Source organism: Terriglobia bacterium, assembly GCA_035712365.1.
In the GTDB taxonomy this organism is placed as follows: Bacteria; Acidobacteriota; Terriglobia; order UBA7540; family UBA7540; genus SCRD01.
Window position 1 is genome coordinate 12974 of sequence record DASTAW010000051.1, and the last position, 23170, is coordinate 36143.

24 protein-coding genes are annotated in these 23170 nt (G+C 59.7%); 7 read left to right on the forward strand and 17 right to left on the reverse strand.

Going from position 1 to position 23170, the window contains the following annotated elements; translation table 11 throughout:
• Positions 1-19: 19 nt before the first annotated feature.
• Positions 20-943 (forward strand): Rossmann-like and DUF2520 domain-containing protein, encoded by a 924-nt coding sequence (locus tag VFQ24_16090; GenBank protein HET9179875.1) that lies wholly within the window; start codon positions 20-22, stop codon positions 941-943.
• Between the two features lie 77 nt (positions 944-1020).
• Here VFQ24_16090 and groL read toward each other — a convergent pair whose 3' ends face one another.
• Complete coding sequence (gene groL / locus VFQ24_16095; protein HET9179876.1) at positions 1021-2703, reverse strand: chaperonin GroEL; 1683 nt, start codon at positions 2701-2703, stop codon at positions 1021-1023.
• Positions 2704-2802: 99 nt separating this feature from the next.
• Complete coding sequence (groES, locus tag VFQ24_16100) at positions 2803-3117, reverse strand: co-chaperone GroES (protein ID HET9179877.1); 315 nt, start codon at positions 3115-3117, stop codon at positions 2803-2805.
• Positions 3118-3470: 353 nt separating this feature from the next.
• On the opposite strand from groES, the gene VFQ24_16105 reads away from it, so the two are divergent.
• Positions 3471-4631, forward strand: a complete 1161-nt coding sequence (locus tag VFQ24_16105; protein HET9179878.1) for a hypothetical protein — start codon at positions 3471-3473, stop codon at positions 4629-4631.
• A gap of 48 nt (positions 4632-4679) precedes the next feature.
• Here the strand turns inward: VFQ24_16105 and VFQ24_16110 are convergent, their stop codons facing one another.
• The gene (locus VFQ24_16110) at positions 4680-5960 is read right to left on the reverse strand and encodes a peptidoglycan DD-metalloendopeptidase family protein (GenBank protein ID HET9179879.1); all 1281 of its coding nucleotides are present in this window, start codon (positions 5958-5960) and stop codon (positions 4680-4682) included.
• 258 nt (positions 5961-6218) lie between these two features.
• On the opposite strand from VFQ24_16110, the gene VFQ24_16115 reads away from it, so the two are divergent.
• Both VFQ24_16115 and VFQ24_16120 read left to right on the forward strand, forming a co-directional pair.
• Complete coding sequence (locus tag VFQ24_16115) at positions 6219-6887, forward strand: molybdenum cofactor guanylyltransferase (GenBank protein HET9179880.1); 669 nt, start codon at positions 6219-6221, stop codon at positions 6885-6887.
• 65 nt (positions 6888-6952) lie between these two features.
• On the forward strand, positions 6953-7756 hold the full coding sequence (locus VFQ24_16120) for an ATP-binding cassette domain-containing protein (protein ID HET9179881.1): 804 nt from the start codon (positions 6953-6955) through the stop codon (positions 7754-7756).
• A gap of 41 nt (positions 7757-7797) precedes the next feature.
• Here the strand turns inward: VFQ24_16120 and VFQ24_16125 are convergent, their stop codons facing one another.
• The 11 genes from VFQ24_16125 to VFQ24_16175 all read right to left on the reverse strand — a co-directional run bounded on the left by VFQ24_16125 (position 7798) and on the right by VFQ24_16175 (position 18695).
• Positions 7798-8631 carry a hypothetical protein gene (locus tag VFQ24_16125; protein ID HET9179882.1) on the reverse strand — a complete coding sequence of 278 codons (834 nt, stop codon included), beginning with the start codon at positions 8629-8631 and terminating at the stop codon, positions 7798-7800.
• Positions 8632-8995: 364 nt separating this feature from the next.
• Positions 8996-9967 (reverse strand): signal recognition particle-docking protein FtsY, encoded by a 972-nt coding sequence (ftsY, locus tag VFQ24_16130; protein ID HET9179883.1) that lies wholly within the window; start codon positions 9965-9967, stop codon positions 8996-8998.
• Positions 9968-9999: 32 nt separating this feature from the next.
• Positions 10000-11862, reverse strand: a complete 1863-nt coding sequence (locus tag VFQ24_16135; GenBank protein HET9179884.1) for an HD domain-containing phosphohydrolase — start codon at positions 11860-11862, stop codon at positions 10000-10002.
• Positions 11862-12425 (reverse strand): RNA 2',3'-cyclic phosphodiesterase, encoded by a 564-nt coding sequence (gene thpR / locus VFQ24_16140; protein ID HET9179885.1) that lies wholly within the window; start codon positions 12423-12425, stop codon positions 11862-11864. Before thpR ends, VFQ24_16135 begins: the two co-directional genes overlap by 1 nt.
• A gap of 173 nt (positions 12426-12598) precedes the next feature.
• Entirely contained in the window at positions 12599-13834 is a 1236-nt protein-coding gene (locus VFQ24_16145; protein HET9179886.1) for a competence/damage-inducible protein A, read from the reverse strand.
• An 84-nt stretch (positions 13835-13918) separates the two neighbouring features.
• Complete coding sequence (locus tag VFQ24_16150; GenBank protein HET9179887.1) at positions 13919-15007, reverse strand: IPT/TIG domain-containing protein; 1089 nt, start codon at positions 15005-15007, stop codon at positions 13919-13921.
• Positions 15004-15501 carry a phosphatidylglycerophosphatase A gene (locus tag VFQ24_16155; GenBank protein HET9179888.1) on the reverse strand — a complete coding sequence of 166 codons (498 nt, stop codon included), beginning with the start codon at positions 15499-15501 and terminating at the stop codon, positions 15004-15006. Before VFQ24_16155 ends, VFQ24_16150 begins: the two co-directional genes overlap by 4 nt.
• Positions 15479-15694: a DNA gyrase inhibitor YacG gene (locus VFQ24_16160; protein HET9179889.1), complete on the reverse strand. Its 216-nt coding sequence runs from the start codon at positions 15692-15694 to the stop codon at positions 15479-15481. Before VFQ24_16160 ends, VFQ24_16155 begins: the two co-directional genes overlap by 23 nt.
• On the reverse strand, positions 15657-17108 hold the full coding sequence (rimO, locus tag VFQ24_16165; protein HET9179890.1) for a 30S ribosomal protein S12 methylthiotransferase RimO: 1452 nt from the start codon (positions 17106-17108) through the stop codon (positions 15657-15659). Before rimO ends, VFQ24_16160 begins: the two co-directional genes overlap by 38 nt.
• Positions 17109-17175: 67 nt before the next feature.
• Entirely contained in the window at positions 17176-18174 is a 999-nt protein-coding gene (locus VFQ24_16170; protein HET9179891.1) for a WD40 repeat domain-containing protein, read from the reverse strand.
• A gap of 116 nt (positions 18175-18290) precedes the next feature.
• Positions 18291-18695: a (deoxy)nucleoside triphosphate pyrophosphohydrolase gene (locus tag VFQ24_16175; GenBank protein HET9179892.1), complete on the reverse strand. Its 405-nt coding sequence runs from the start codon at positions 18693-18695 to the stop codon at positions 18291-18293.
• Between the two features lie 235 nt (positions 18696-18930).
• On the opposite strand from VFQ24_16175, the gene VFQ24_16180 reads away from it, so the two are divergent.
• The 3 genes from VFQ24_16180 (at position 18931) to VFQ24_16190 (ending at position 20187) form a co-directional block, all read left to right on the forward strand.
• On the forward strand, positions 18931-19137 hold the full coding sequence (locus VFQ24_16180) for a dodecin (GenBank protein HET9179893.1): 207 nt from the start codon (positions 18931-18933) through the stop codon (positions 19135-19137).
• 327 nt (positions 19138-19464) lie between these two features.
• The gene (locus tag VFQ24_16185; protein ID HET9179894.1) at positions 19465-19611 is read left to right on the forward strand and encodes a hypothetical protein; all 147 of its coding nucleotides are present in this window, start codon (positions 19465-19467) and stop codon (positions 19609-19611) included.
• A gap of 429 nt (positions 19612-20040) precedes the next feature.
• Entirely contained in the window at positions 20041-20187 is a 147-nt protein-coding gene (locus VFQ24_16190; protein ID HET9179895.1) for a hypothetical protein, read from the forward strand.
• A gap of 66 nt (positions 20188-20253) precedes the next feature.
• Here VFQ24_16190 and VFQ24_16195 read toward each other — a convergent pair whose 3' ends face one another.
• The 3 genes from VFQ24_16195 to VFQ24_16205 form a co-directional block, all read right to left on the reverse strand.
• On the reverse strand, positions 20254-21264 hold the full coding sequence (locus VFQ24_16195; GenBank protein HET9179896.1) for a zinc-dependent alcohol dehydrogenase family protein: 1011 nt from the start codon (positions 21262-21264) through the stop codon (positions 20254-20256).
• Between the two features lie 105 nt (positions 21265-21369).
• Positions 21370-21984: a PEGA domain-containing protein gene (locus tag VFQ24_16200; protein ID HET9179897.1), complete on the reverse strand. Its 615-nt coding sequence runs from the start codon at positions 21982-21984 to the stop codon at positions 21370-21372.
• A 277-nt stretch (positions 21985-22261) separates the two neighbouring features.
• The gene (locus VFQ24_16205) at positions 22262-22873 is read right to left on the reverse strand and encodes a cation transporter (GenBank protein HET9179898.1); all 612 of its coding nucleotides are present in this window, start codon (positions 22871-22873) and stop codon (positions 22262-22264) included.
• Positions 22874-23170 lie beyond the last annotated feature (297 nt).

Below are 23170 nucleotides of genomic sequence, written 5' to 3' on the forward strand. Positions count from 1 at the left end.
GGCGCATGGTAAAAACTTTATGAGGGCCGAAACACCGCGGGCGCGGCGAGAATCAACAGTTGCAATTGTGGGGCCGGGAAGGCTGGGGCAGGCGATGGGCAGGCTGCTTCTTGGCGCCGGCGTGCCGATCGAGTTTGTTGCCGCACGACAACTTTCGCGGGCGAAGAAAGCTGTCCGGTTCATCGGCGGCGGCAAGGCGCTCACGTCTAATGACCGCCGGCTGGCCGAGGCCAAGGTCATTCTGATGTCGACTTCGGATGCCGCAGTCGGTCCCGTGGCGCGAGCGCTTGCCGGCTTTCGCAAAGACTGGTCAGGACGGGTTGTTCTTCACACCTGCGGCTCGCTCGCGGCGTCCGTCCTCGACCCTTTCAAGAAGCGCGGAGCGGCTGTCGGATCGCTGCATCCTTATCAGACAATCCCAAGTCCGTCAGCGGGTGTGCAAAATCTTCGGGGTTGTTACTGGGCAGTGGAGGGTGACAGGCGGGCCGTGGCTGTGGCGCGGCGGTGGGTGAAGGTGCTGGGCGGGAAATCGTTCACTATCGTGCCTGAAGCCAAGGCGCTCTACCACCTGAGCGCCTTTCTCGTGTGCCCAACGGTGGTGACGCTGATGGATTGCTCTGAGAGAATCCTGCGCGAAGCTGGCGTGCCAAAGAACATCATTCGCCCCATGCTTGGAATTTTTGTCTCAGAAACGGTACGCAACTTTGTTGAGTTTGGCGGCCGCAAATCCTTGACGGGTCCTGCCGTGCGCGGGGACTGGGCAACGCTTCAACGCCACATCGTTGAACTGCAGCGCTTCGCGCCGGAGGTGATTCCAGCATACGTTGAGATGGTTGATTTAATGCTTGATGTTGCGGGCAGGTCTCGCAGCCGTGGCCGGAAGGCGGGGGAAATCAAATCGAGTGGGACTCAAAGCCGCTCAACGCGGCGCCGCGAAAAATAAAAAGGGCGGGGAATCGGTCCCCGCCCTTGTGTTTGCCTGGTTGCTGACCACTAACCACTAGTCACTGACCACTGCTTTTAGTACATTCCGCCCATGCCGCCGCCTCCCGGAGGTCCGGCAGGAGCTTTGTCGTCCTTCTCCGGAATTTCGCTGACCAGCGCCTCGGTTGTGAGCAGCAGTGAGGCGATGGAAGCAGCATTCTGGAGAGCGGTGCGCGTGACCTTGGTGGGGTCGATGACGCCGGCTTCCACCAGGTCGCCGAAGGTTTCGGTTTGAGCGTTGAAGCCGAAGTTGGCGCTGGAGTTGGCCCTTACCTTTTCCACCACCACGGCGCCTTCCCAGCCGGCGTTGGAAGCGATCATCCGCAGCGGCTCTTCGAGCGCCCGCTTCACGATGTTGATGCCGATCTGCTCGTCTTCATCGGCCTTGAGCTTTTCAAGCGCATGGATGCTGCGAGCCAGCGCAACACCGCCGCCAGGAACAATGCCTTCCTCGACGGCGGCCTTGGTGGCGTGCATGGCGTCCTCAACGCGAGCTTTCTTTTCTTTCATCTCGGTTTCGGTCGCCGCGCCCACCTTGATCTGGGCAACTCCGCCCACCAGTTTGGCCAGGCGTTCCTGGAGCTTTTCACGGTCGTAGTCGGAGGTGGTCTCTTCAACCTGCGCCCGGATTTGCTTCACACGCCCTTCGATGGCCTCGCTCCTGCCGCCGCCCTCGACGATGGTGGTGTTGTCCTTGTCGATGGTGACCTTGCGGGCCTTGCCGAGATCTTCCATTTTCACGTTCTCGAGCTTGATGCCCAGGTCTTCCGTGATGGCCTTGCCGCCGGTCAGGGTGGCGATGTCCTCCAGCATGGCCTTGCGGCGGTCGCCAAAGCCCGGGGCCTTCACCGCGCAGCACTGCAGGGTCCCGCGCAGCTTGTTGACCACCAGGGTGGCCAGCGCCTCGCCTTCGACTTCCTCGGCCACGATCAACAGCGGCTTGCCCGACTTGGCAATCTGTTCCAGCAAGGGAAGCAGGTCTTTCATTGAGCTGATTTTCTTTTCGTGGATCAGGATCACCGGATTCTCGAGCGTGCATTCCATCCGCTCGGGGTCGGTGACGAAGTAGGGTGAAAGATAGCCGCGGTCAAACTGCATGCCCTCGACGACTTCCAGTTCCGTCTCCATCGTCCGTGACTCTTCCACGGTGATGACGCCGTCCTTGCCGACTTTCTTCATGGCCTCGGCAATGATGCTGCCAATCGTGAAATCGTTGTTGGCTGAGACCGAGCCGACCTGGGCGATCATGCCGCCTTCGACCGGCTTCGACAGCTTTTCGAGTTCACCCTGAATGTGCTTCTTGGAGCCATCCTTCTTCGTTTCATCGTAGCCGCAAATCGCGCGGACGGCGGTTTCGATGCCTCGCTTGATGGCCATCGGGTTCGCTCCCGCGGCGACGTTCTTCACGCCCTCGCGGAAGATCGCCTGGGCCAGAACGGTGGCTGTGGTGGTGCCGTCGCCGGCCACGTCAGACGTCTTGGATGCGACTTCGCGCACCATCTGGGCTCCCATGTTTTCCATTGAATCCGGCAGTTCAATCTCTTTCGCCACGGTCACGCCGTCTTTGGTGATCGTGGGGGAGCCAAATTTCTTGTCAAGGACCACGTTGCGCCCCTTGGGGCCCAGCGTGACCTTTACTGCGTCCGCCAGTTTATTGACGCCGCGGAGAATTGCCTGGCGGCTCTCCGCTCCATGTACTATCTGCTTTGCATTTGCCATCTTTTAAATTCCTCCAAAATTTTGCGTCCGCCCGGCGATTCAAGCCTGTCGGCGGGGTCTTCATATTCCTTTCTGCAAGTTCATCTACAGGGGGATTTCTTACTTCTTGCCTGCCGCAGCCTTCGCAGCCTCAAGCACACCCAGTATCTCGTCTTCGCGCAGGATCAGGTATTCCTGCTCGTCGATTTTGATATCGTTGCCGGAGTATTTTCCGAAAAGAACGCGATCGCCCACCTTCACGTCCAGCGGAATCACCTTGCCGTCTTCGGTCTTTTTTCCATGACCGACGGCAACGACTTCGCCTTCCTGGGGCTTTTCTTTTGCCGTGTCGGGAATAATGATTCCACCTTTCACGGTTTCTTTCTCTTCAACACGCTTGATCAAAATTCGATCTTGCAACGGCCTTAACCTCATTGTGGACTCTCTCCTTTCCTGATTTTCCTTCATCAGCGGCAGCCTTGGTCCGCCAGTCTCAGGCCTCGTGGAACTGCTTGAGGACGAGTTGGCGGCCGCCAACCCCCGCTTTTGTTGATTGTTGAAACAAGAAGACTTATTCCAAAGTTGCCAAGGCAACCTAATAATTAGCACTCTGAATCCAAGAGTGCTAATTTACAACTTCGGAACCCCTTCTGTCAAGAGATTCCATGAACGAAAGACCCTGCTTGGTCACCTGCGCAGTGCAAAGCTATAATGGCCGTTTGGGGAAGGGAAAACACCAATTGCCAAGTCGCAAGCGCGCTCATCGTGATCGCTTGAATTCTGCCTTCGTGAAAATCTTGCGTGGGAAATGGATTGCCTTTTTGCTGCTGGCGACCCGTGCCGCGCTGGGCTCTCCTGCCGGCGGGCGCCCTCGCGGTACTGCAGAATTGTCTCCGGCCTCTGCGCTGGCTGTGGCGACAGCTCCGCAGGCTCAGGTCGTTCAGGAAACAGGGCCCGCGGCAGTCCCGGCTGGCCTTGAGGCGATTCAGAAGGCCATTGCCGGGGTTCGCTCCCCGGGCCTGCAGGCGCTGGCGAGAGCGCTTGGCTTGAGTTCGGCGCAGGTCGGCCAGCAGGCGTTCGAGGATTCCACGCTTGGATTGGAGGCCATCACCGGCCTTGAGCATGGCGGAATTTCTGCCGTGGCAGTTAAATGGCAACCCGCGGACCAGGGAGGGCCGCCAAAAGCCCAGCCGGAGCTTTATCTGCTTTCATGGGCCGGCGAGGGCTGGCAGGCATCTTTACTGATGGAGGCGACTGCTGCCCTGACGCTCGAAGTTTTGCCGGGGCAAGGTGGAGGCGCAGCGCCGCTGTTTGCCGTGGTCCTCTATCGCGGCGTGACCGCTGTTCCATACCCGGTGATTTTCCGGCTCAAGGACCATCACGCCTCGCTGGTGTGGGACGGACGGTCTGATTCCGCCTCTTATACAGGATACGACTTCGGATCGATCGAATTTGAAAAAGCGGGAAGCGGCAACGTTCCGGTCATGATCGCGGCGGGACAGGCGGACCCGGGGCTGTTGATGTTTGCCGCCTCCCCGGAGCAGACCGGCCGGGGCTTTCAGGCGGCTACTGCTTACGTCTGGAAAAATGATGCCTATGTTCCGTTCCGGACCGAGTACACCCACAACCGGGATTACGTCCTCTACAGGTTCATTGCCGCCTTGCACCTGCACGACTATAAGACGGCGTATTCCTTCATTGATCCGCCGCAATTTCTCAAAACGGAACAGCCGACGTTGGAGCTTTTTCGCCAGCGTATTCAGAACATGTGGCCGGAATTTATTGATGACCGGATCTTCGAGGTCCCCGCGCGGCCGGAGACGGACCCGGAAAGCCATACCTTCATTCTGAGGCTTGGGGAGGGCAGGATAAACGCCTACCATCCAACCTTCACCCCCGGCCCGGACTATCGCCTGACGGGGCTTGAGCGAGTAGAGACGCGCGATTAATCGTCGTTCGGGATGCCTGTCAGAGTGACCCGGGCGGGGAACCGTCCGTTACCGGCCTGGGCCTTTGGAGGGTGCGTGTGCCTGGAGCGATGCCTGCTCCAAGCCTTCCTTGTGGCCGCGCAGGGTTGCAAGCTCGTCGAGCATCTGGTCGCGTACCCTGGCAAAGTCCGCCCAGTCTTCCCGAGAAACGGAGAGAGCGGGCGGGAGCTTCAGCGCCAGAAAGTTTCGGAACTGGCCGTGCTGCTCGATCCTGAAATCGAGATGCGGGCCGGTTGCGAGACCGGACTTGCCGCTCAGGGCGATGGTTTGCCCCTGATGGACGTGTTCGCCGGTATGTACGAGGATGCGCGAGAGATGAAGATAAAAAGTTTCATACCCCATGGCGTGCCGGATTTTAACCTCGCGGCCGCCGCCACCATCCCAGCCGGCAAAAACCACCGCTCCATTGCCCACCGACTGCACCTGGGTGCCTACCGGAACTCCGTAGTCGATGCCGAGATGGGGCCGGTAACGCTTCAGGATGGGATGGAAGCGGTGGTAACTGAAGCGCGAGGTGATGGGCGCAGCAAACCTGAGGGGGGACCGCAGGAAGGCTTTTTTCACAGCCTTGCCATCCGGCGCATAGTAGGCTGAATCGCCGGAGGGGTCGCGGAACAGCACGGCCTGGTAATTCTGCTTGCCGCTGTCATATTCCGCCGCCAGAATTTTCCCGTAGGCGGTAAACTGCCCGTTCAGGAACTTCTTTTCGACGATCACTTCAAAGTGGTCGCCATCCTGCGTGTCGCTGTTAAAATCAAAGTCCCACGCAAAGATGTCGGCAAAATTGAGCGCAAGCTGGTCATGCTCGCCCTGCTCTTCAACCGCGGTAAACAGCGAACTGTGCACCGTTCCCGACAGGTGGGCCACTTTGGTCGCGAAGGGAATTTCCGAGACGCTGGCGTCGAAGCCGGGGGATTGCCTACGGATCCACAGCACGTGCTCCGGATCTATCTCGTAGCCGATCCTCTTGAGTCCATCCTGCTCTGAGCTGATCAGCGTAACCTTGTTTCCCGCGCGCACCCTCGACAGGTTGTAGACCGGGCGGACGTCCTCGACCACTTCATGGATGGTGTCTGCCTCAAGTCCCTGCTCAGAAAGGAAATCGCTGAAGGTTGTTCGCGGTGGAAGTTCCCGGATCAGCCGCACTTCGTGCTTGGAAGCAATGAGCTTGGCTTCGCTGACCGCAAGCACCTTTTGTTGGGCAAGAGCATTTTCGGCGAGGCGCCGCCGGTGTATGATGACCGCCAATGCCGAGAGTTCAGAAATGATGACGATCGCCGCCAGGGCCATCAGCAGCTTGCGCCAGCTGGAAATCTGTAGACGCTTCCAGGTAATCTTCGGTCTCCATGTCCCCCAAGCGGTACTGCCCGAATGTACCACAAGTATTTAGAATCTCAACCCTTTTTATGTTACGGGGTCGGTTCTCGGGCGGTCGCAATCGCCTGCCAGGGGCCGGACATTTGTGAATTCTCGTGGCAGGATCTTCTTTGTTTCTTGTAGAATACGTTAGCGGATGGGGCCGCAGCCAGCGAGCGGACAGGAAGGCTAATGTCGCCCTTAGCGCCAGGCAATCGTTTACAGTCCGGACGGTTTACTGACCTGACGGGATTCCTTCTCGTGGGAGGAGCCAGCCGGCGCATGGGCAGGCCGAAGGAATCCCTCCGGATTGACGGAGAATCAATGCTGGAGCGGCAAGTCCGGCTGCTTCGGTCAGTAGCGCGCCGGGTCGCCGTCATTGGAGCGCCCGCTGGTTATCTGGCCGACCTTAACGCCCCCTGCATCCCTGATGCAGTTGCCGGCCGCGGCCCTCTGGGTGGAATCTATACGGCGCTGCTCGAGAGCCGGACTGAATACAATCTGATTGTGGCGTGCGATCTACCTTTCATTACCCGCAGGCTGTTAAGCGGTCTGGTACTTCGCGCCATGGCCGCCGGAAGCGATGCCACTGTCCCATGTTCCCGGGATGGGCGTCTGCAGCCGCTTTGCGCCGTCTACCGCCGCCGGGCGCTTTACGCCGTTCGAACGAGGCTCGAGCTGGGAGAAAACAAGTTGAGCGGGTTCTTCTCCATGGTCCATTACACGAAAATCACCTGGCGGGAACTGGCTGAGGCTGGGTTCCGGGCGTCCGTTTTCGACAATATGAATCGGCCGGAAGACTATGAACGCGCCAGGCGAAGGGCGGAGGCGCCTGGGGCGGCCATTGCCTGGCACGTTTGAAGCCTGTCCCTGCCGCGTTTCGCGCTAAACTAAGACAGTCGCCGACGGCTTGAACTACTGAGAAAATGGTTGAATTCACGTCAAAAAAAACGAAGGGGCAGCCCTACATCCAGTTCTTGAACGTGTATAAAGCGTTTGACGAACCTGTGCTGATTGACGTCAGCTTTGAAGTCGAGCGCGGAGAGATGGTTGTGGTGCTCGGCCGAAGCGGCGTGGGCAAGAGCGTTACGCTCAAGCACATTCTGGGATTTATTCAGCCCGACTCCGGCCGGGTGCTGGTTGCGGGCAGGGAAGTGTCGGCCATGAAGGAGGAAGAGCTCCTCGATGTGCGGCGCTGCGTGACCATGGTGTTCCAATCAGGGGCCCTGTTTGACTCCCTGACGGCCGGCGAGAATGTCGCTTACCCGCTGCGGGAACGTGCTGTCAGCGGTGCGCGCCTGGACGAAGCCGCCATCCAGACCCGCGTGGATGAGCTGCTGGCGCTTGTGGACCTGAATGAGGTCCGTGACCAGATGCCTTCAGACCTAAGCACGGGCATGAAGCGCGCCGTCGCCATTGCGCGTTCGCTCGCAGCCTCCCCCGAGGCCATCTTGTATGACGAACCGACCACGATGGTGGACCCGCTGATGGCCAAGACCATCGGCGACCTGATCTTGAAGCTCAAAAAGCAGACCGGACTGACTTCTGTCGTGGTCACTCATGACATGAAACTGGCCCGCAAGCTGGCAGACCGGGTTGTCTTCCTGGTGGATGGCCGCGTGGCTTACTTTGGCCCCATCAGCGAGCTCGGCGAATCCCATGAGGACGTCATTCAGGAATTCATCCGTTTCGACGAGGTCTCTCTCCTGCCTGAGACATCGGGGAAATAGATCGGAATTCGGTGCTGGTGAGCAGCAGCCGGGCGGGACCTTCAGTTCCCGGCTGACGGAATGCTGGCCGAGGCTGGCATCGGCTTTGCGGTAACGCTCCGATCGACAACAAAAGTCAGGTGCGTGCCCTGGATCAGGACCAGCGGCTTTTCGTGCTTGAAGACGTTATAGATGAGGGCTGCGCCGGCGCCAATTGCAGCGCCGTACCCGACGTCGGCCCCAAAGCTGGGTCCGCCACAATTGCCGTAATAATTGCACTCGATTTCGTGTCCCATCCCGACGCTAGCGCCTGCGCCGGCGCCCATCGCACCGGCAATGGCGGCGCCTTTCATCGCGTCCTTGGCGCTCTTTCCACAACCCTTGAGGGTCCCTTCAGAGTCGGCCGCTGTTCTGGCGCAGGGGCTGCCTTGCGCTTCTTCGAGTGATCCATTCAAGAGAAACTCGTCGCCGCGCTCAGTGGTGATATCGTCCAGCACGATGCGCATCTGGCCTACGCCCTTGACGCGTTTTGATCCCTTGACCATCACGACATGGCCGTCCACCAGGCTGCCAACCGGGACGATTTCCTTGCCGTTGACGACCACAGGCTGCTCGACATACCCGGAAAATTTGTCGCCCGTTTTATTCGTTTTCGACGTCAGTGTGGTTTGCAGCCTGACATGCAGTGAACTGCCAGCCGGCAAGAGAGTCGTGGCGGGCTTGTTGTTCGGCTGTGCTGAATTGTTGGCGGGCGCGGTGGGTGCTGTGGTGTTCGGCGCAACCGGGCCGTCAGCGCGGCGGAGAACGGGAGGACTATCCTGCGCCGCAAGGGCCAGGCACGGCAACGCGGCGGCCATAACCAGACTTGCGACCAGTGTTTTCTTTGCTTTCCTCATAAAACTTCCTCCTCCGGCCGAAGCCGGAGCCGCGGGTAACCTGCCCGAGAAGCCTGCCTATTCCCTCACTCCTCATAATATGCTCTCAGCGCGGCTTCTTTGCAAGGTTCACTCAGCAATTTGATTCATCTGGCAGGCGTTTGGTTGCACTTTTGGGCGGTCTACGATACTTGAAACGCGCCCGCCGCATGCCGGTCCCTTCGCCTGTCATCCTAAGTGGAGCGAAGAACCACGGCAGTTCCCTGAGGGTAAACCCGCGAAGTGGGAGAAGCATCCCCGTATTTAGCTAGGAGAAATGCAGGGACCCTTCGCTTCGCTCAGGGTGACCAGGTGTTGCGGTGTTACACCCTTCTGTAAAACGACGCTAATCGCCGAACAAAGAAGCAACGAACTCGCGTGGATTGAAGGGAACCAGGTCGTCGATTCTCTCCCCGATGCCGACAAACTGGATGGGCAGGCCAAGCTCGCGGGCAATGGCGACGACCACTCCGCCTTTGGCGGTCCCATCGAGCTTTGTGAGGATGATGCCCGTTGCCCCGGCATGCTCGGTAAACTGGCGCGCCTGGGCCAGCCCATTCTGTCCCGTGGTGGCATCCATCACCAGCAGCACCTGGTGGGGCGCGCCGGGCACTTCCCGCGAGGCAATGCGGCACATCTTGTTGAGCTCCGCCATCAGATTGTGCTTGGTGTGCAGGCGTCCGGCGGTGTCCACAATGACCGGATCGAACCCGCCTGATCGCGCGGCCTTCAGACCATCGAAGAGCACGGCGGAGGGATCTGCGCCCGCTTTCTGCTTGACGATTTCCATTTCCAGCCGCGTAGCCCAGATGTCAAGTTGTTCGATGGCAGCCGCGCGAAACGTGTCTGCGGCCACCAGCATGGGCTTGCGGCCCCGGTCCTTGTAACAGCGGGCCAGTTTGGCGATGCTGGTGGTCTTTCCGACGCCATTCACGCCTACCACCAGGATCACTTCCGGCTGGCCCCCGGCAGGCTTCGCGGGGACTCGACGGCTGTCGGCGCCGTCCCGAGGACTCTCGAGAATCCTGAGAATTTCCTGTTCCACGGCGCCTCGGATTTCGCGCGCATCTTTCAGAGTTCCGCGGCGGGTCTGTTCCCGCAGGCCGGTCAGAATGTCGCTGGAAGTGTCCACGCCCAGGTCCGCCATGATCAAGGTGGCCTCGAGGTCGTCCAGAAGGGCCGGATCAATCGCTTCGCGCCCTTCCGTCACCTGATCAAGCCGCTCGACCAGTTGGTTCTTGGTTGAGGATACCGCCTGCTTAAGCCGCTTGAAGAGGTTGCTTTTCTGTTCCTGGGGACCGAATAGAGTTTGCACCATGCGCTTTTTATTGTAGCGCAAAGTGGGCGAGGTCAGGATCTGACCTCAACACCGGGAACCTGGGAGCGGCGCCTCATTTCAAACTTCCGCAGGTAGCCCTTGGCGTAGGCCGAGTGCAGCGCATCCACAACGATGGGGTCGTAGCGGGTCCCGGCGTGCTTCTTCAGGATCTCCAGCGCGGAAGGGAAGTCGCAGCCTGTCTGGTAGGGCCGGTCGGTTGTGACGGCGTCAAAGGTGTCCGCGACGGCGACGATCCGGACCAGCAGCGGAATCTCATCGCCGTTAATGCCGTCCGGATAGCCGGAACCATCGAGCGATTCGTGGTGCCAGCGGATAGCCGGAAGCGTACCGGCCAATTGCTGCACCTGCCGGACAATTTCAAATCCCATGATGGTGTGGCGTTTCATGAGCTCGAATTCTTCGTCGGTCAGCACTCCGGGCTTTCGCAGCACCTGGTCATCAACGCCGATTTTCCCCACGTCGTGCAGCGTGGCGGAATCGCGGACCAGCTCCACCTCCAGGTCGTCCAACCCGATTTCTTTTGCCAGGATCATGGAGTACTGCGATACGCGGCTCGAGTGGCCCTTGGTGTAAGGGTCCTTGGCGTCAACCGCGGCGGCCATCATTTCGATCGAGTCGATAAACAGTTGCCGGTTCTCCTCCGATGCCCGCTTCAGGTCGCTGATGTACTGCTGGAGATCTTCGGCCATGATGTTGAAGCCCTGGGCCAGTTCGCCAATTTCCGTGCGGTTGCGAACATCAGCGCGGACGCTGAAGTCTCGTGCCGCAATGGCGCGGGCCGTGCGGGCCAGGTGGGCGATGGGCCGCGTGATCGACTTGGAAGCAAAAACGGCGACCATCAGGCTGATGATGATGACCAGCAACCCCAGGCGAATGGTGGCATCGCGCATTTCGATGACGCTCATAAATGCGTCGCTCTTCTTCTTCTGGAGGATCACGCCCCACCGCCCGCTGAGCGTGGGCGAATAGGTCCCGAGCATGGGAACAACTCTGCCGTTGCGAACCAGGTTGTATTCTGACGTTTCAGTGAGATGGGCGCGGCCGCGCCATGCCAGGAATTTCTGCACGATGGGATTGCTCACCATGTCAAGCCCCGCGACGTTCTGGTCGGGATTGTTGGAAGCCACCGTCCGGCCCGAATTGTCTACGATGCAGGCCTCGAGGCCCAGCCTTCTCGACTCTGCCAGCTCATCCCCCAGCGGCCGCAGAGTTACCACGGCAGCGACCATGCCAAGAAAGGTGTTCCGGCGCTCGATGGGTTCGGCCATCACCATCACCAGTTCGCTGCCACGAGGCCCCACCGCAGTCAGGGGATTGCTCTCATACCGCTGCCCCTGACGCGCCGCCAGGAAAGCTGCTTCCAGGGCTTTGCGGACGAAGGTATCGGAGCCGGCGTTAAATCCGCTGGCTTGAGTGGCCTGGGCGCCGCGTCCGCGCGCCTCGGCGTTCAGGACGGTGACGTAGATCACGCCCGGCTGGTCCGCCAGCGAGTCTTCGAGCGCGCGTTCCATCTGTGGGTCATCTTCATACTTGGAATTCCGCACCTCGACGGCCAGCGGAGCGACCGCGTCGAAAAGTTCCTTTACCTGCTGCCGGACGTTTTCGACGTAAAGCTGGATCTGCTGGGCAAGCGACTTGGAGAGCGTCGTCTGAAGGATTTTTTCCTGCGTTTCCAGCCGGCCCTTGTTCATGCTGACCATTCGCCAGCCGAAAAACCACAGAGGAAGGACGCTGATGCTGACCAGAATCAACAGGAGGATATACTGAATTCTCAATTGCCTGGGCAACACCTGTTTCATCTGCGCTGCGCTCACTCTATCCCTGTAATTCTCGGCCATCAACGCCGAGAACTTGAGCGATGCGCCGCCTTTCATCAGGCAACAGGTCCGTCGTGCGGGAAGCGCGCGACCTTCTGGTACTCGGCGCCTCCCAGGAGCAGCCGGCTTTCCCAGAGGAAGAATTCTGACACTTCAAAGCTGCCCACAGGCGATGTTTCCTCTGCGGACAAAAGCGACTCAAACTTGGGTTGCGGGCGGGGAGTTTTGAAGCGCGCGAGGGTCAGGTGAGGTCTAAAGGGACGGTCTTCCGGCGGGAAGCCCAGCGGCGCCATCGCGCTCTCAACCTGGGCTGCCAGCCGGGCAAGACCGGGCGGGGCCTCAAGACCGGCCCAGAATACGCGCGGTCTTTTGGCGTTCGGGAAGAAGCCGAAGCCGTGGACCCGAACGGTAAATGCGTCAAACCGTTCCATCCGGCCCAAGGCATTCTTCACCTCTGCTTCCTGCCGGGCAGAAATGTCGCCCAGGAATTTCAGTGTCAGGTGGGTCCCTTCAGGCCGCGTCCAACGGGCATCGCCGCTCGCCGCGCGAAAGCGTGCCTGCTGGCGGGCAAGGGCCTCGCGGATGGATGCCGGCAACTCGATGGCGATGAATGCTCGCATACTGATAGGCGGACCGCGGAAGAACAGCGGTGCCGGTTTTTAACAATCGATTCCGAGCAAGGAGGGGGATGCTTCGCGGAGTTTACCCTGAGCCCCTTCACTTCGTTCAGGGCCGTTCGCAAATGGAGTGCGAACGGGCTCAGCATGACAGGCCAGCGCTTTTCAGCGGCCTGTTATTTTCTGATTCGCCGCCGAAGCATCTCCAGAGCAAACTGCGAGGAGAGCAGCCGGACGCGTTCGCGGTCGCCCGGAAAATGGAATTCCCGCACCTCTGTCCCGCGATCGTCGGCGACGGCGATAAAGACCATGCCGGCGGGCTTCGTTTCGGTCCCGCCTCCGGGACCGGCAATTCCGGTGATCCCGATGCCGATGGAAGCATTGGCCTTCCGCCGGATGCCTTCCGCCAGCGCCTGCGCCACAGGTCTTGACACGGCCCCACAGGCTTCCAGCAGCTTCGGTGATACACCTGCAAATTTGGTCTTCAGTTCGTTGCTGTAGCAGACGGTCCCACCCAGGTAATATTCGGAGCTTCCGGGCACACGCGTGATCCGTTCGCCCAGCAGGCCGCCCGTGCAGCTTTCAGCGGTGGCCAGCGTTTTCTGCCTCATCACCAGATACATTCCCACCACCTCTTCCAGGGTCTCGCCGCGGGTGGAGAAAACATGATCGCCCAGTACAGGCTCGATCTTGTCCGTCAGTTCGTCCAGCAGGGCGTCCGCTTCCTGCGGCGTGGCCGCGTGGGCGCTGAGATGCACTTCGATGGCGCCGCCGGTGGAGAGGATGGTGGTGGAAACATTGCTGTAGGGCTTGTAGAGCGGCGCGATGCGCTCGTCCACTTCGGATTCCGGCAGCCCGGCCACTTTGATGACGCGGGTGCGAATCGGAATGCCGGGCACGCGGTTCCTGAGGCGTGGCACGCACTGCTCGTCGAACATCGCCTCCATCTCGGGCGGCGGTCCCGGTAGCATCACGATGATTTTGCTGCCATGCTCAATCCAGATTCCCGGCGCCGTGCCGTTTTTGTTGGGAAGCCATTCGGCGCCTTCCGGCACGAGGGCCTGGCGCGCGTTATTGGCCGGCATCCGGCGGCCCGTGCGCGCATAGCGCGCGGCGATGCGCTCGATGATTTCAGGGACTTCGCGAAGCGTGAGACCGAGTACGTTTGCAACCACCTCGCGGTTGACGTCGTCCTCGGTGGGACCGATGCCGCCCATGAGGATGATCAACTCACTGCGGTCGAGCGCCGTGCGGAAGACAGAGCCTAGCCGTCCGGCGTCGTCCCCCACGACGGTTTTGAACCGGACTTCGATGCCCAGCGAATTCAGCTTGCCGGTGAGATAGAGTGAGTTTGTGTCATGGCGGTGAGGCGTGAGAAGTTCCGAGCCGACGGCGATGATTTCTGCGTCCATTCTGGATTAGCGATGAGCAGCCGGAAGTATTCGAAGGTCCGTCCGCGCCAGTGCCCGACGGGGGGCCACGCCGGGTTGTCCTTGTCACTTCCCACTTGACTTCAGCAAAGGCAGGCCTTCAATTCCCATGAACAACTCCACCAGAGAGCTGTGGGTCGCCACAACCATGCTGCGGCGCGGCGAAAACGCCAGCCCCACGATGTTGTATCCGGAGACGCACAGCTCGGCTTTTCCCTCTGGCGTGATCCGCGCAACTCCTCTCTGCCCGGAAAGGGAAGCTGCCACGTAGAGATTGCCCGCGGCGTCAAACGCCATTCCCTGCGGGCGGCCCAGCCCGCGATAAAAGCGTTTGACTGCACCGTGGGGTGAAATGGAGTATACGCTGTCGAAACTTGAGGTCGTTGGACCGGTGACGTAGAGGTCGCCTTCCGGCCCCATGGCCAGATGATAGGCGGAAACGCTCGGCTCGAGAGTTGCGAACACGAAGATCTGGCGGTCAGGGCTGATCTTGAAAATGGTGCCGGTACGGTCACCCGCATAGAGATTGCCGAGCTGGTCAAAGACCAGTCCCGTTGCCACGCCCATGCCCTCCGCATAAGTATTGACCTCGGCTTCCGGACTCACCTGATAGATGGTGCCTTCCATGCGGCTCGAGATGTAGAGCATGCCGTCCCGTCCAAAGGCCAGCCCTGTCGGGTTCAACAGGTCATTCACAAAAGGCTTCACGACATGCTGGCTGGTGATCTTGTAGACGGAAACCGGGACTTTCTGCCCCCGGCTGCCGCTGAATGTGGAAAAGATGTTTCCTTCTCCATCGATGGCGGGATTGGCGACAGGGTGCAGCGAGTCGGTGAGAAGTATGCCGACGGCAACCGTCGTCGGAGAAGTCGTGGCGCTGCCGGTGTCAATGGTAAGTTCACCGCTCACCACGCCCTCGGGTACGCGCACAACCAGTCGGCTGGAAGAACTCAGCAACAGACTGCCGGATTGATCGCCGAACCGGACGGTGGGACGGTTGTTGCCATTCGATATGAAATCCCTGCCGTGGATGGATATTTCACCCCCGGGAATCGCTGCCTGAGGCGTTACACGTTCAACCAGAGGTTTGCTTGCAGGTTTGTGGGCCTTGCCCGTCGCGCGGCCGGATTTAGTCCCCTTTTTCCACAAAGTCATCGAATTATGTAACCCAGGAGCGCCAGCGCCACCAGCGCATAGGCGCCCGCCAGAAGGTCATCTAACATGATACCCCAACCGCCCGGCAAACGCTCTGCCCGGCCGGCCGGAAACGGCTTTGTAATATCGAAAATCCTGAACAGGCAAAGCCCCGCGAGCAGCCACTTCCACGAGGCATGTGGGACCAGCAGAAACGTCACCATCTGCCCCACCACTTCATCAATCACCACGTGCGACGGGTCTGTGCAGCCAAAAAATTTCTCGCTCTCGCCAGCCGCCCACACGCCAACAAAAAAAATGAGCGTCGCTGCCCCGATCAGCGCCGCGTCACGCCATTTGGTCCCGAAGGGGGCCGCATCCAATGCCGCTATGATGCCGACGCCCACCGCTGATCCCACGGTGCCCGGCAGGACGGGAAAATAGCCGGCGCCTGCAACCGTCGCGATCCAGACCGCCGGCCTGCTCCGCTTTTCAACCGTCGTTGCCTTCGTCACTGTTGTCCTCTGCGACGGGCTCAGGACGGTCCTGCTTTCCGCTCGCGGTGTCTGGGACCCGGTACCGTCCCTCCAGCCAGTTGTCCAGGTCAATGAGTTTGCAGCGCTCGCTGCAGAAAGGCCGGAAAGGGTTTCCTGCGTATGGGACTTCCTTTTTACAGATGGGGCAGCGCACGTCCCCTCGTTGCAACATGGCCGGCAGGCGGCCCGATCTGGACCAGGTCACGGCGCGTGGAAGTGCCTGCTGCCGCGCCTTCGGATGATGAGAAGATGGTTTGTTCAAGCCGCGCCACCAGGTCGTAATCTCCGCTTTGGGTAACCGTCGCCCAGCGGAACTGCCCGGCCATGGGTTCAGGCCCGGCGTAATCATTGATGTAAACCTGCCCGTCAATGCCGGGCGCCTGGGTTTCCAGCCGGCCGCGAAACAGCCAATCGGTTTCCTCTGCGGTCCCTTCCACCAGAACGGGCAATACCTTGCCAACGTTTTCGCGAAGTTTGCGGCGTGAAATTCTTCGCTGGACCGCCATCAGTTTGTTCCGCCGGCGCCGCGCCACCGCTGCCGGGACCTGCTGCGGATGACGGTAAGAACCGCAAGTCTCCTCATTCGAGTAAAGGAAAACGCCGAGATGGTCAAACTCGGCCTCGGTGACAAAGCCCAGCACGTCCTGGAAATCTTCCTCGGTCTCTCCGGGGAAACCGACAATCAGCGAAGTGCGCAGGGCCGCCTGGGGGACCGCCGACCGGATCTTCTCCAGCATCTTGAGGAAATGTTTTCCGCTTGATCCGCGCCGCATCTCCTTCAGCACTTTGCGGCTGGCATGTTGCAGCGGAATGTCAAAATACTTCGTCACTTTGGGGGTTTCCGCCACCGCCTCGATCAGCGCCTCGGTCACGCGGTTGGGATAGCAATAGAGGAACCGCACCCAAACCAGTTCCGGAATTCTGCCGAGTTCCCGCAGCAGCTTTGGCAGTCCGTCACGGATTTCCAGGTCCTCGCCGTAGCTGGTGGTGTCCTGACCTACAAGAGTGACTTCCCGCACGCCCTGCTCGGCCAACTGCTCGGCCTCGCGCACCACGGATTCAAACCGCCGCGATCGGAACCGGCCCCGCATCTGTGGAATCACACAGAATGAGCACGGATGGTCGCAGCCCTCGGCGATCTTGAGGTAGGCGGAGTACGACGGCGTGGAGAGAATCCTCGGAGTGAACTCGTGGTAAAGGTAGGGTTCGGCCACATGGTTCGATTGGCGACCCTGCCCATCCAGTTGGCAGGCCTCGAGCACGCGCTCCAGCTCATTGGTGCCGATCACAAAATCGACTTCGGGGATTTCTGTCAAAATCTGCTGCCGGTAGCGTTCCACCAGGCAGCCGGCCACCACCAGTTTCTTTGCGGTGCCCGATTTCTTGTGCTCGACCATGTCAAGAATCGTGTTGATGGATTCCTGCTTGGCGGGTTCGATAAAGCTGCACGTGTTGACCACCAGGATGTCGGCGTCTTCGGCGCGCGGCGTCAATTCATACCCCTGCCGCGCCAGCAGTCCCAGCATCACTTCGCTGTCAACCAGATTTTTAGGACAGCCCAGGCTGACCATTCCTACTTTGGGCATAAACGCTTTTGTTACCCCCACTCCGTTCTGCAACCTTGGAAAAATTTTATCACATCTCGGCCGCGCGTCAGGGCCCTGTGGGCGTTCGCTTCCAGATTAGAACATTCCGATCGGTGGTGGCCGCAATGTAGTTTCCGTCGGGAGAAAAGCACACCGTACTGATCGGAGCCCGGCTTTCGCTGAGCGTCTGCACGGCCCTGCCGTCATCGGCGGACCAGACCCGCACGGTCTGGTCTTCCCCGCCAGACACCACCCAGCGAGCGTCCGGCGAAAATTCCGTCCAGCGCACGGGACCCTTGTGGCCGGAGAGCGTTCGCAGCAGTTTCCAATCCGGGACAGACCAGATCCTGACTTCACCGTCTTCGCTCGCGGTCACGAGCCGCGTGCTGTCCGCTGAAAAGCGCATGCTCAGCACGGTGTCCTGGAATCCAGCCAGCACATCCACAAACTTCTGCTCGCTCAGCCGCACTATAATTGGATTTGGCGAGCCGCCGCCGGCAATCTGCGCCAGCAGCAGCCAGTGGCCGTCAGGAGAAAAGGTGTAGAGGTGCGGCTCTCGCGTCAGTTCCGGGACCTTCACCTCCACCGCCTTGCTGCTGGCCGGACTCCAGAGAATAAACGAACTGTCTTTGTACATCCCGAGATATTTAATGGAGGGAAAATAGCGGGGACGCCCGAAGCCTCCGCTGGACCCGAAAGTGAAAGCCTTCCCGTCCAGCGCGTCCTGCTGAACGTTCCATCGGAATCCCATCAGGGGCGTGGGATAGTCTTCCCCTTTCTTCGCGTGGACAATGCCGGTGCCAAGCAGAAACAGCGTGTTTGCGTCCAGGAAATTTGCCGACTGAATTTCCAGGTCGCGGAGGTCCTTCATCGCGGGATGCAGGACCTTCCCGATGCTGATGTTTCCTCCGGCCAGATTTTCCACCACGATCTTATCCTGGTTGACCAGGGCAAGCGCCGAACCGTCAGGCGAAAACGCCCCCGCAGGGGAGGCGTTCAGCGTAAGATGCCCTTCCACGTTGCCGACGTTGACCCACACGTAATTTTCCGGGGACGACGGCACCATCTCAACCTGGCCGCCCCGTGGCCCGGCGCGTAGCTCCGATCTACCGGCGAGAAGGCACGACATGGACAGAACGGCGGCGCAAGCCAGGATTCTGGATGGGGTACGATGCGCGGCGCTCAAACGACGGCTCCTGCCGCAATCTGTTCAACCAGCTCGCGGTCAGCCTCAAGAAAATCGTATCCGGTCAGTTTCCGGCGCGGGACCCATTCGATGGATTCGAATACCCGGTTGGCTACGTCTTGCTGGAAGGCGTCAACGCGGAAGAAAACGACCTCGACGTAGCGGTCAGAATAGCGATGGCGCAGGCGGTACACTTCCTCTCCGATTGTGGCCTCAATCCCCAGCTCCTCGCGCAATTCGCGCTCGAGGGAGGCTTCCAATCCTTCGCTGTCCTCCACCTTGCCGCCCGGGAATTCCCATTGCAGGCCGTAAGGACCGGTGCGGCGCCGCTGGCAAATCAGGATTTCCTCGCCGCGCACGATAATCCCCGCCGTCACCAGAATGGGCTTTCGACCGCTCATGAAAAAATTCCATTCTACAATCGAACCATCATAGACTGAGATGCGCAGCCGCCGCCACCCGCTGGGCCCGCGAATGCAGCTTCGTCTTGTGTAGCGCCGGGCCCGCCGGGGCGGGGCCGGCATGCTATACACCCGCGCGGAGGCAATCCTGTATACTTCCTTCTTACGGGGGCCAAATCCTGAATTCGAATTTCCGAAACTGTTACGCTGCATCGCGGAAAGGAGATGTTGCACCATGTCAGGCGTATACAAAATCACCGAACTGGTTGGAACTTCACCCGTCAGTTATGCCGAAGCTACCAAAGCCGCCGTCGCCGAAGCTGCCAGGACCGTCCGCCACATGGACTGGCTTGAAGTGGTCGGCCAGAGCGCCAGGATCAAAGACGGCAAGATCGAGGAGTTTCAGGTGAAAGTCAAGATCGGATTTAAGGTCGAGCGCTAACCTCGCCAATCTGCCTGGTGCTTGAACGCGCGGAGGCAGATTGAAAATGGAATTAACCGGCCGTTCAAAATTACCTGTCCCGCGAGTAACAACTCTCACTTCGATGCTGCGTCGGCGCTCCAGGTGCGCCTGCGGAGGACCATAACCTGTGCCAGGCTTACCTCAGCGATTTACCGGCAGGTGTGCGAATCCTGTGTGCCTTGGCACGCCGTTTGCTGTAGGTGATTACGTCTGCGGAATTCGAGGTGCGGGGCGTTGCCTTCTGCCCGTTGGGCATCACACGGCCCAGGGCACAATCCAAACTTCGCGTAGCGTAAGGAGTTTTTTATGTTCCCGCGAACCGAAATTTTTGAAACAAAGATTTACCGCCGCGAAAGGGACCAAGACGTCCTTTGCCGTTTGACCTACGAAGTGACGCCCTTTCGGGACGGTTTGATGCGATGGTTCCTGGTCGCCATCAAGGAACTCGAATAGCGTGGGGCGATCAGCGGACAGGCTGCAATGTTTTCGCCGCTGCCGCACGCTGCCAGGCACGCGCCCAAGCTTCTCACCGCCGCCAGGATTTTTCGCCAATCGGAATAGTTCCATCCCTTACCGCCGTGTCTCAGCCATTGCTCCAGCCGTCCAGCGCCAGCCAACTGACTCCGAATTGTGCATCTGCCGGGGAGCAAGTGTCAGCATTTGGGGACGGTTTGTGGGCCATATTACTATTAAGTAAATCGTAATAATTAGATTATCCGTTTTCAATTCTGCGAGATGTGTCAAAGGGCGGGACTTTGGCGTGCCGATTGCTATTAATCATGCCGGACCCTGAATTCGGGGGGCAGGCACTTTGGGATCGGTCCTGAAGTCCTATGCCTGACCAGCAGCCTGCTCCCCGAAACCCGGCAATTAGAGGTTTTCATGAACCCGAAAACCGACATCGTTGAAACCAGGGTTTATCGCCGCGAACGGAACCAAGACGTTCTCTGCCGATTAACTTACCAGGTGACGCCATACCGAGAAGGTCTGTTCCGCTGGTTCCTCGTCGCCATCGAGGAACTGGAATAGCGGAGGCGCCTGAAATCGCCTCGCTTTTCCCGCACGATGCTCCACCAGATTACGCCACTTCACTTCTTACCCCTGCGCCGGGTCTACCCGCAGTACCGCTGAGCCGCGGACCGCGTCATTTTTCAGATGGTCGAGGGCGCGGTTCGCGTCTCTCAGCGGAAAAACCTCCACCTGAGTTCTGATGGGTATTTCGGCGGCGATGCGCAAAAAATCTTCGCCGTCCTGCCGCGTGTTGTTGGCCACGCTGCGCACCACGCGTTCCTGGTAAAGCAGGTCGTAGTCAATGGGCGGAGTAGGGCTCATGTGGATTCCCGCCAGCGCCAGCGTTCCGCCCTTTTTCAGAGCTTTCAGGGCCGCAGGAATAATCTCTCCCGCCGGAGCGAAAATAATCGCCGCATCCAGCTTCACCGGCGGTTCAGCCAGTGCGCCGCCCGCCCACTCGGCGCCCAGCTCCATGGCCAGTTTCTGGTGCCGCTCGTCGCGCGTCGAGGCATACACCTTGACGCCCCAGTGGCGCGCCACCTGGATGGCCACGTGCGCCGCCGAGCCAAACCCGTAAAATCCCAAATTGCCGCCGCGCTCGATGCCGGAAAGCCGCAGTGACCGGAAGCCGATGATGCCCGCGCACAGCAGCGGCGCTGCCTGCTCATCGGGAAAGTTTTCGGGAATGGAATAGGTGAACTGCTCGGCTGCAAGCGCGTATTCGGCGTAGCCGCCATCAACCGTGTAGCCGGTGAACTCAGCGTGGTTGCACAGATTTTCCTTGCCGGCGCGGCAGTACTCACAAGTGCCGTCAGTCCGGTGCAGCCAGGCAATGCCGACGCGCTCGCCAGGTTTGAAACGCCCCGCGCGGCTGCCAGCCCGCCGAACCACGCCCACGACCTGGTGCCCGGGAATCACCGGCATCTTCCGCTGCGGCAGTTCGCCTTCAACCACGTGCAGGTCGGTCCGGCAAACCCCGCACGCAGAAACCTGCACCAGCAGTTCGTCCTCCGCCGGCTCGGGCATCGCCACGTCGGCGAGCACGAGCGGACGGCTTTCGATTTTTCCCGTCGAGTTCAGCACGCACGCCTTCATCGCGTCTCCCGCTACTTCCAGTTTATCGCGGATGGATGCAGGAGGAGTCGCAATTTCAGCGTGCGCACACAGAGTTGCCGGCCGGAATTTACAGCGGCAGAGAGATCAGCGGCTGGCCGTGGGTTGTCCGACGGATTGTCCCTGCTGCATGAGGTTGGTTTTGAGCTTCAGCTTCTGGCGGGGCTGCAGGGTCACTTGCGTTTCAAACGTCTGGTAGCCCGCAAGTGAGACTTTGATTTCGTGTTTTCCCGGCGTCAGCAGCATTCCCTGGCCGGGCCCGTCGAACTGGTCGACGTGTCCTACAAACTGCTTGTCCACAAACACAGCCGCGCGTTTCGGATGTCCGGAGATTTTCACCACCGCCGTCTGGGTCCCGTACTGGGCAGAGAGATCTTTCTGCATGGCAACCGCCACGATCTGTTTTTGGCCCGGCTCCAGGTTCACTTCCTGGGTAAAGTTCTGGTAACCATCCTGGCGGACCTCGACCTGATGTTTCCCCGGCAGCAGCAGGATTTTCTTGGATCCCTTCAGCTCCTTCATGTAGCCGACGTATTGGCCGTCAATCCACACGCCGGAGCTTTTGGCCGGCTTGTTGGCCGCTTCCAGTTCGATTTGTCCTAAAATCTCGTTCTTTGCCTGAAGTCGCCCGCCCATAAGCATCGGGGCAAGGACCACGAGACAGGGAACCAATACCTTGACCAGCTTTATTGAAAGCTTCACAGTCCTCCTCCTTTGGGTCAAAGGACCCGTCTGGCTGATCAGAGTGCAAGAGACGCGCCAACCTTATCTGTCCGTTTAACTCATTGAAAAGGCGCATGATTTCTGGATTTGGTGGATGTTCTTCGAGGTAAGTTTTACTGCCCCGCAGGTGAAATTTCCCATAGGGGCTATGCAGGGCAGGCGAGGGGCGGAGCGGGAGGAATCGTCACCGAAGGCGCGAACACTCAGCCTGGAGCTTATGCAATCTCGCGCAGCGGAGGGCTATCCCGTCTCCGGTTCAAACGATTGCACGAACAGATTCTATCAGGATCCTCCTGGCGGACCCGATAAATAGGGCCGCGATCGCAACGCCAACCAGAAGGTCCGGCCAGTAGGACTCCGTCCACGCGACCGCAGCCGCTGCCCCGATCACGCTGACGTTTGCAATCACATCGTTTCGCGAACAGATCCAGGTGGAACGCATGTTGAGGTTATCGTCCCGGTGCGAGTACAGCAGCAAAAAGCAGAGTGCGTTGGCTGCCAGAGCGAGCAGACCAATCCCGCCCATCAACGCAACTGAAGGTACCGGCGCTCCCCAGAGAGTTTTGTGCACGGCTTCAGCCATCACGGTAAACCCGAATACCAGCATCACGACGCCTTTAAGAAGGCTCGCACCCGCCTGGGAACGCAGGCTGCGGCGCAACGTGTACAGCGTCAGCCCATATACGCAGGCATCGCCCAGCATATCGAGTGAATCGCCAAGCAGGGCGGTCGAGCGGGCGAGCCAGCCGCTAACAAATTCCACCAGAAACATCGCCGAGTTGGCAGCAAAGACGGCATAGAGCACGTGCCCCTGCCGATCCATCCGCCGGGTCAACTCCACCGCTTTGTTGTCGCAGCAGCGGTCCATCGTTCCTCGCCATGACTTCAACGCTTCCAGTCCCTCGTCCTCTGCTTATTGTAGCGTTCCCAGCGGGCATTCGATGGTTGTGTTTGAGACTGGCCGACCCTGGATGGCCCAAGTATGGCTGAGGCAGGAAGACGCGACACGCGGCGGAATTTGCAAGGTGACGTAAATTTGAGTGTGTAAAAGGGAGGAGGGTGTAAGTTGGTATCGCGGCAAGCGAGACCGAATCCTTAAAGAAGGAGACTTACACCCTGATGAGAAGAATAATCGAGTGGACGGAGCAGTTTCAACATTATGCGG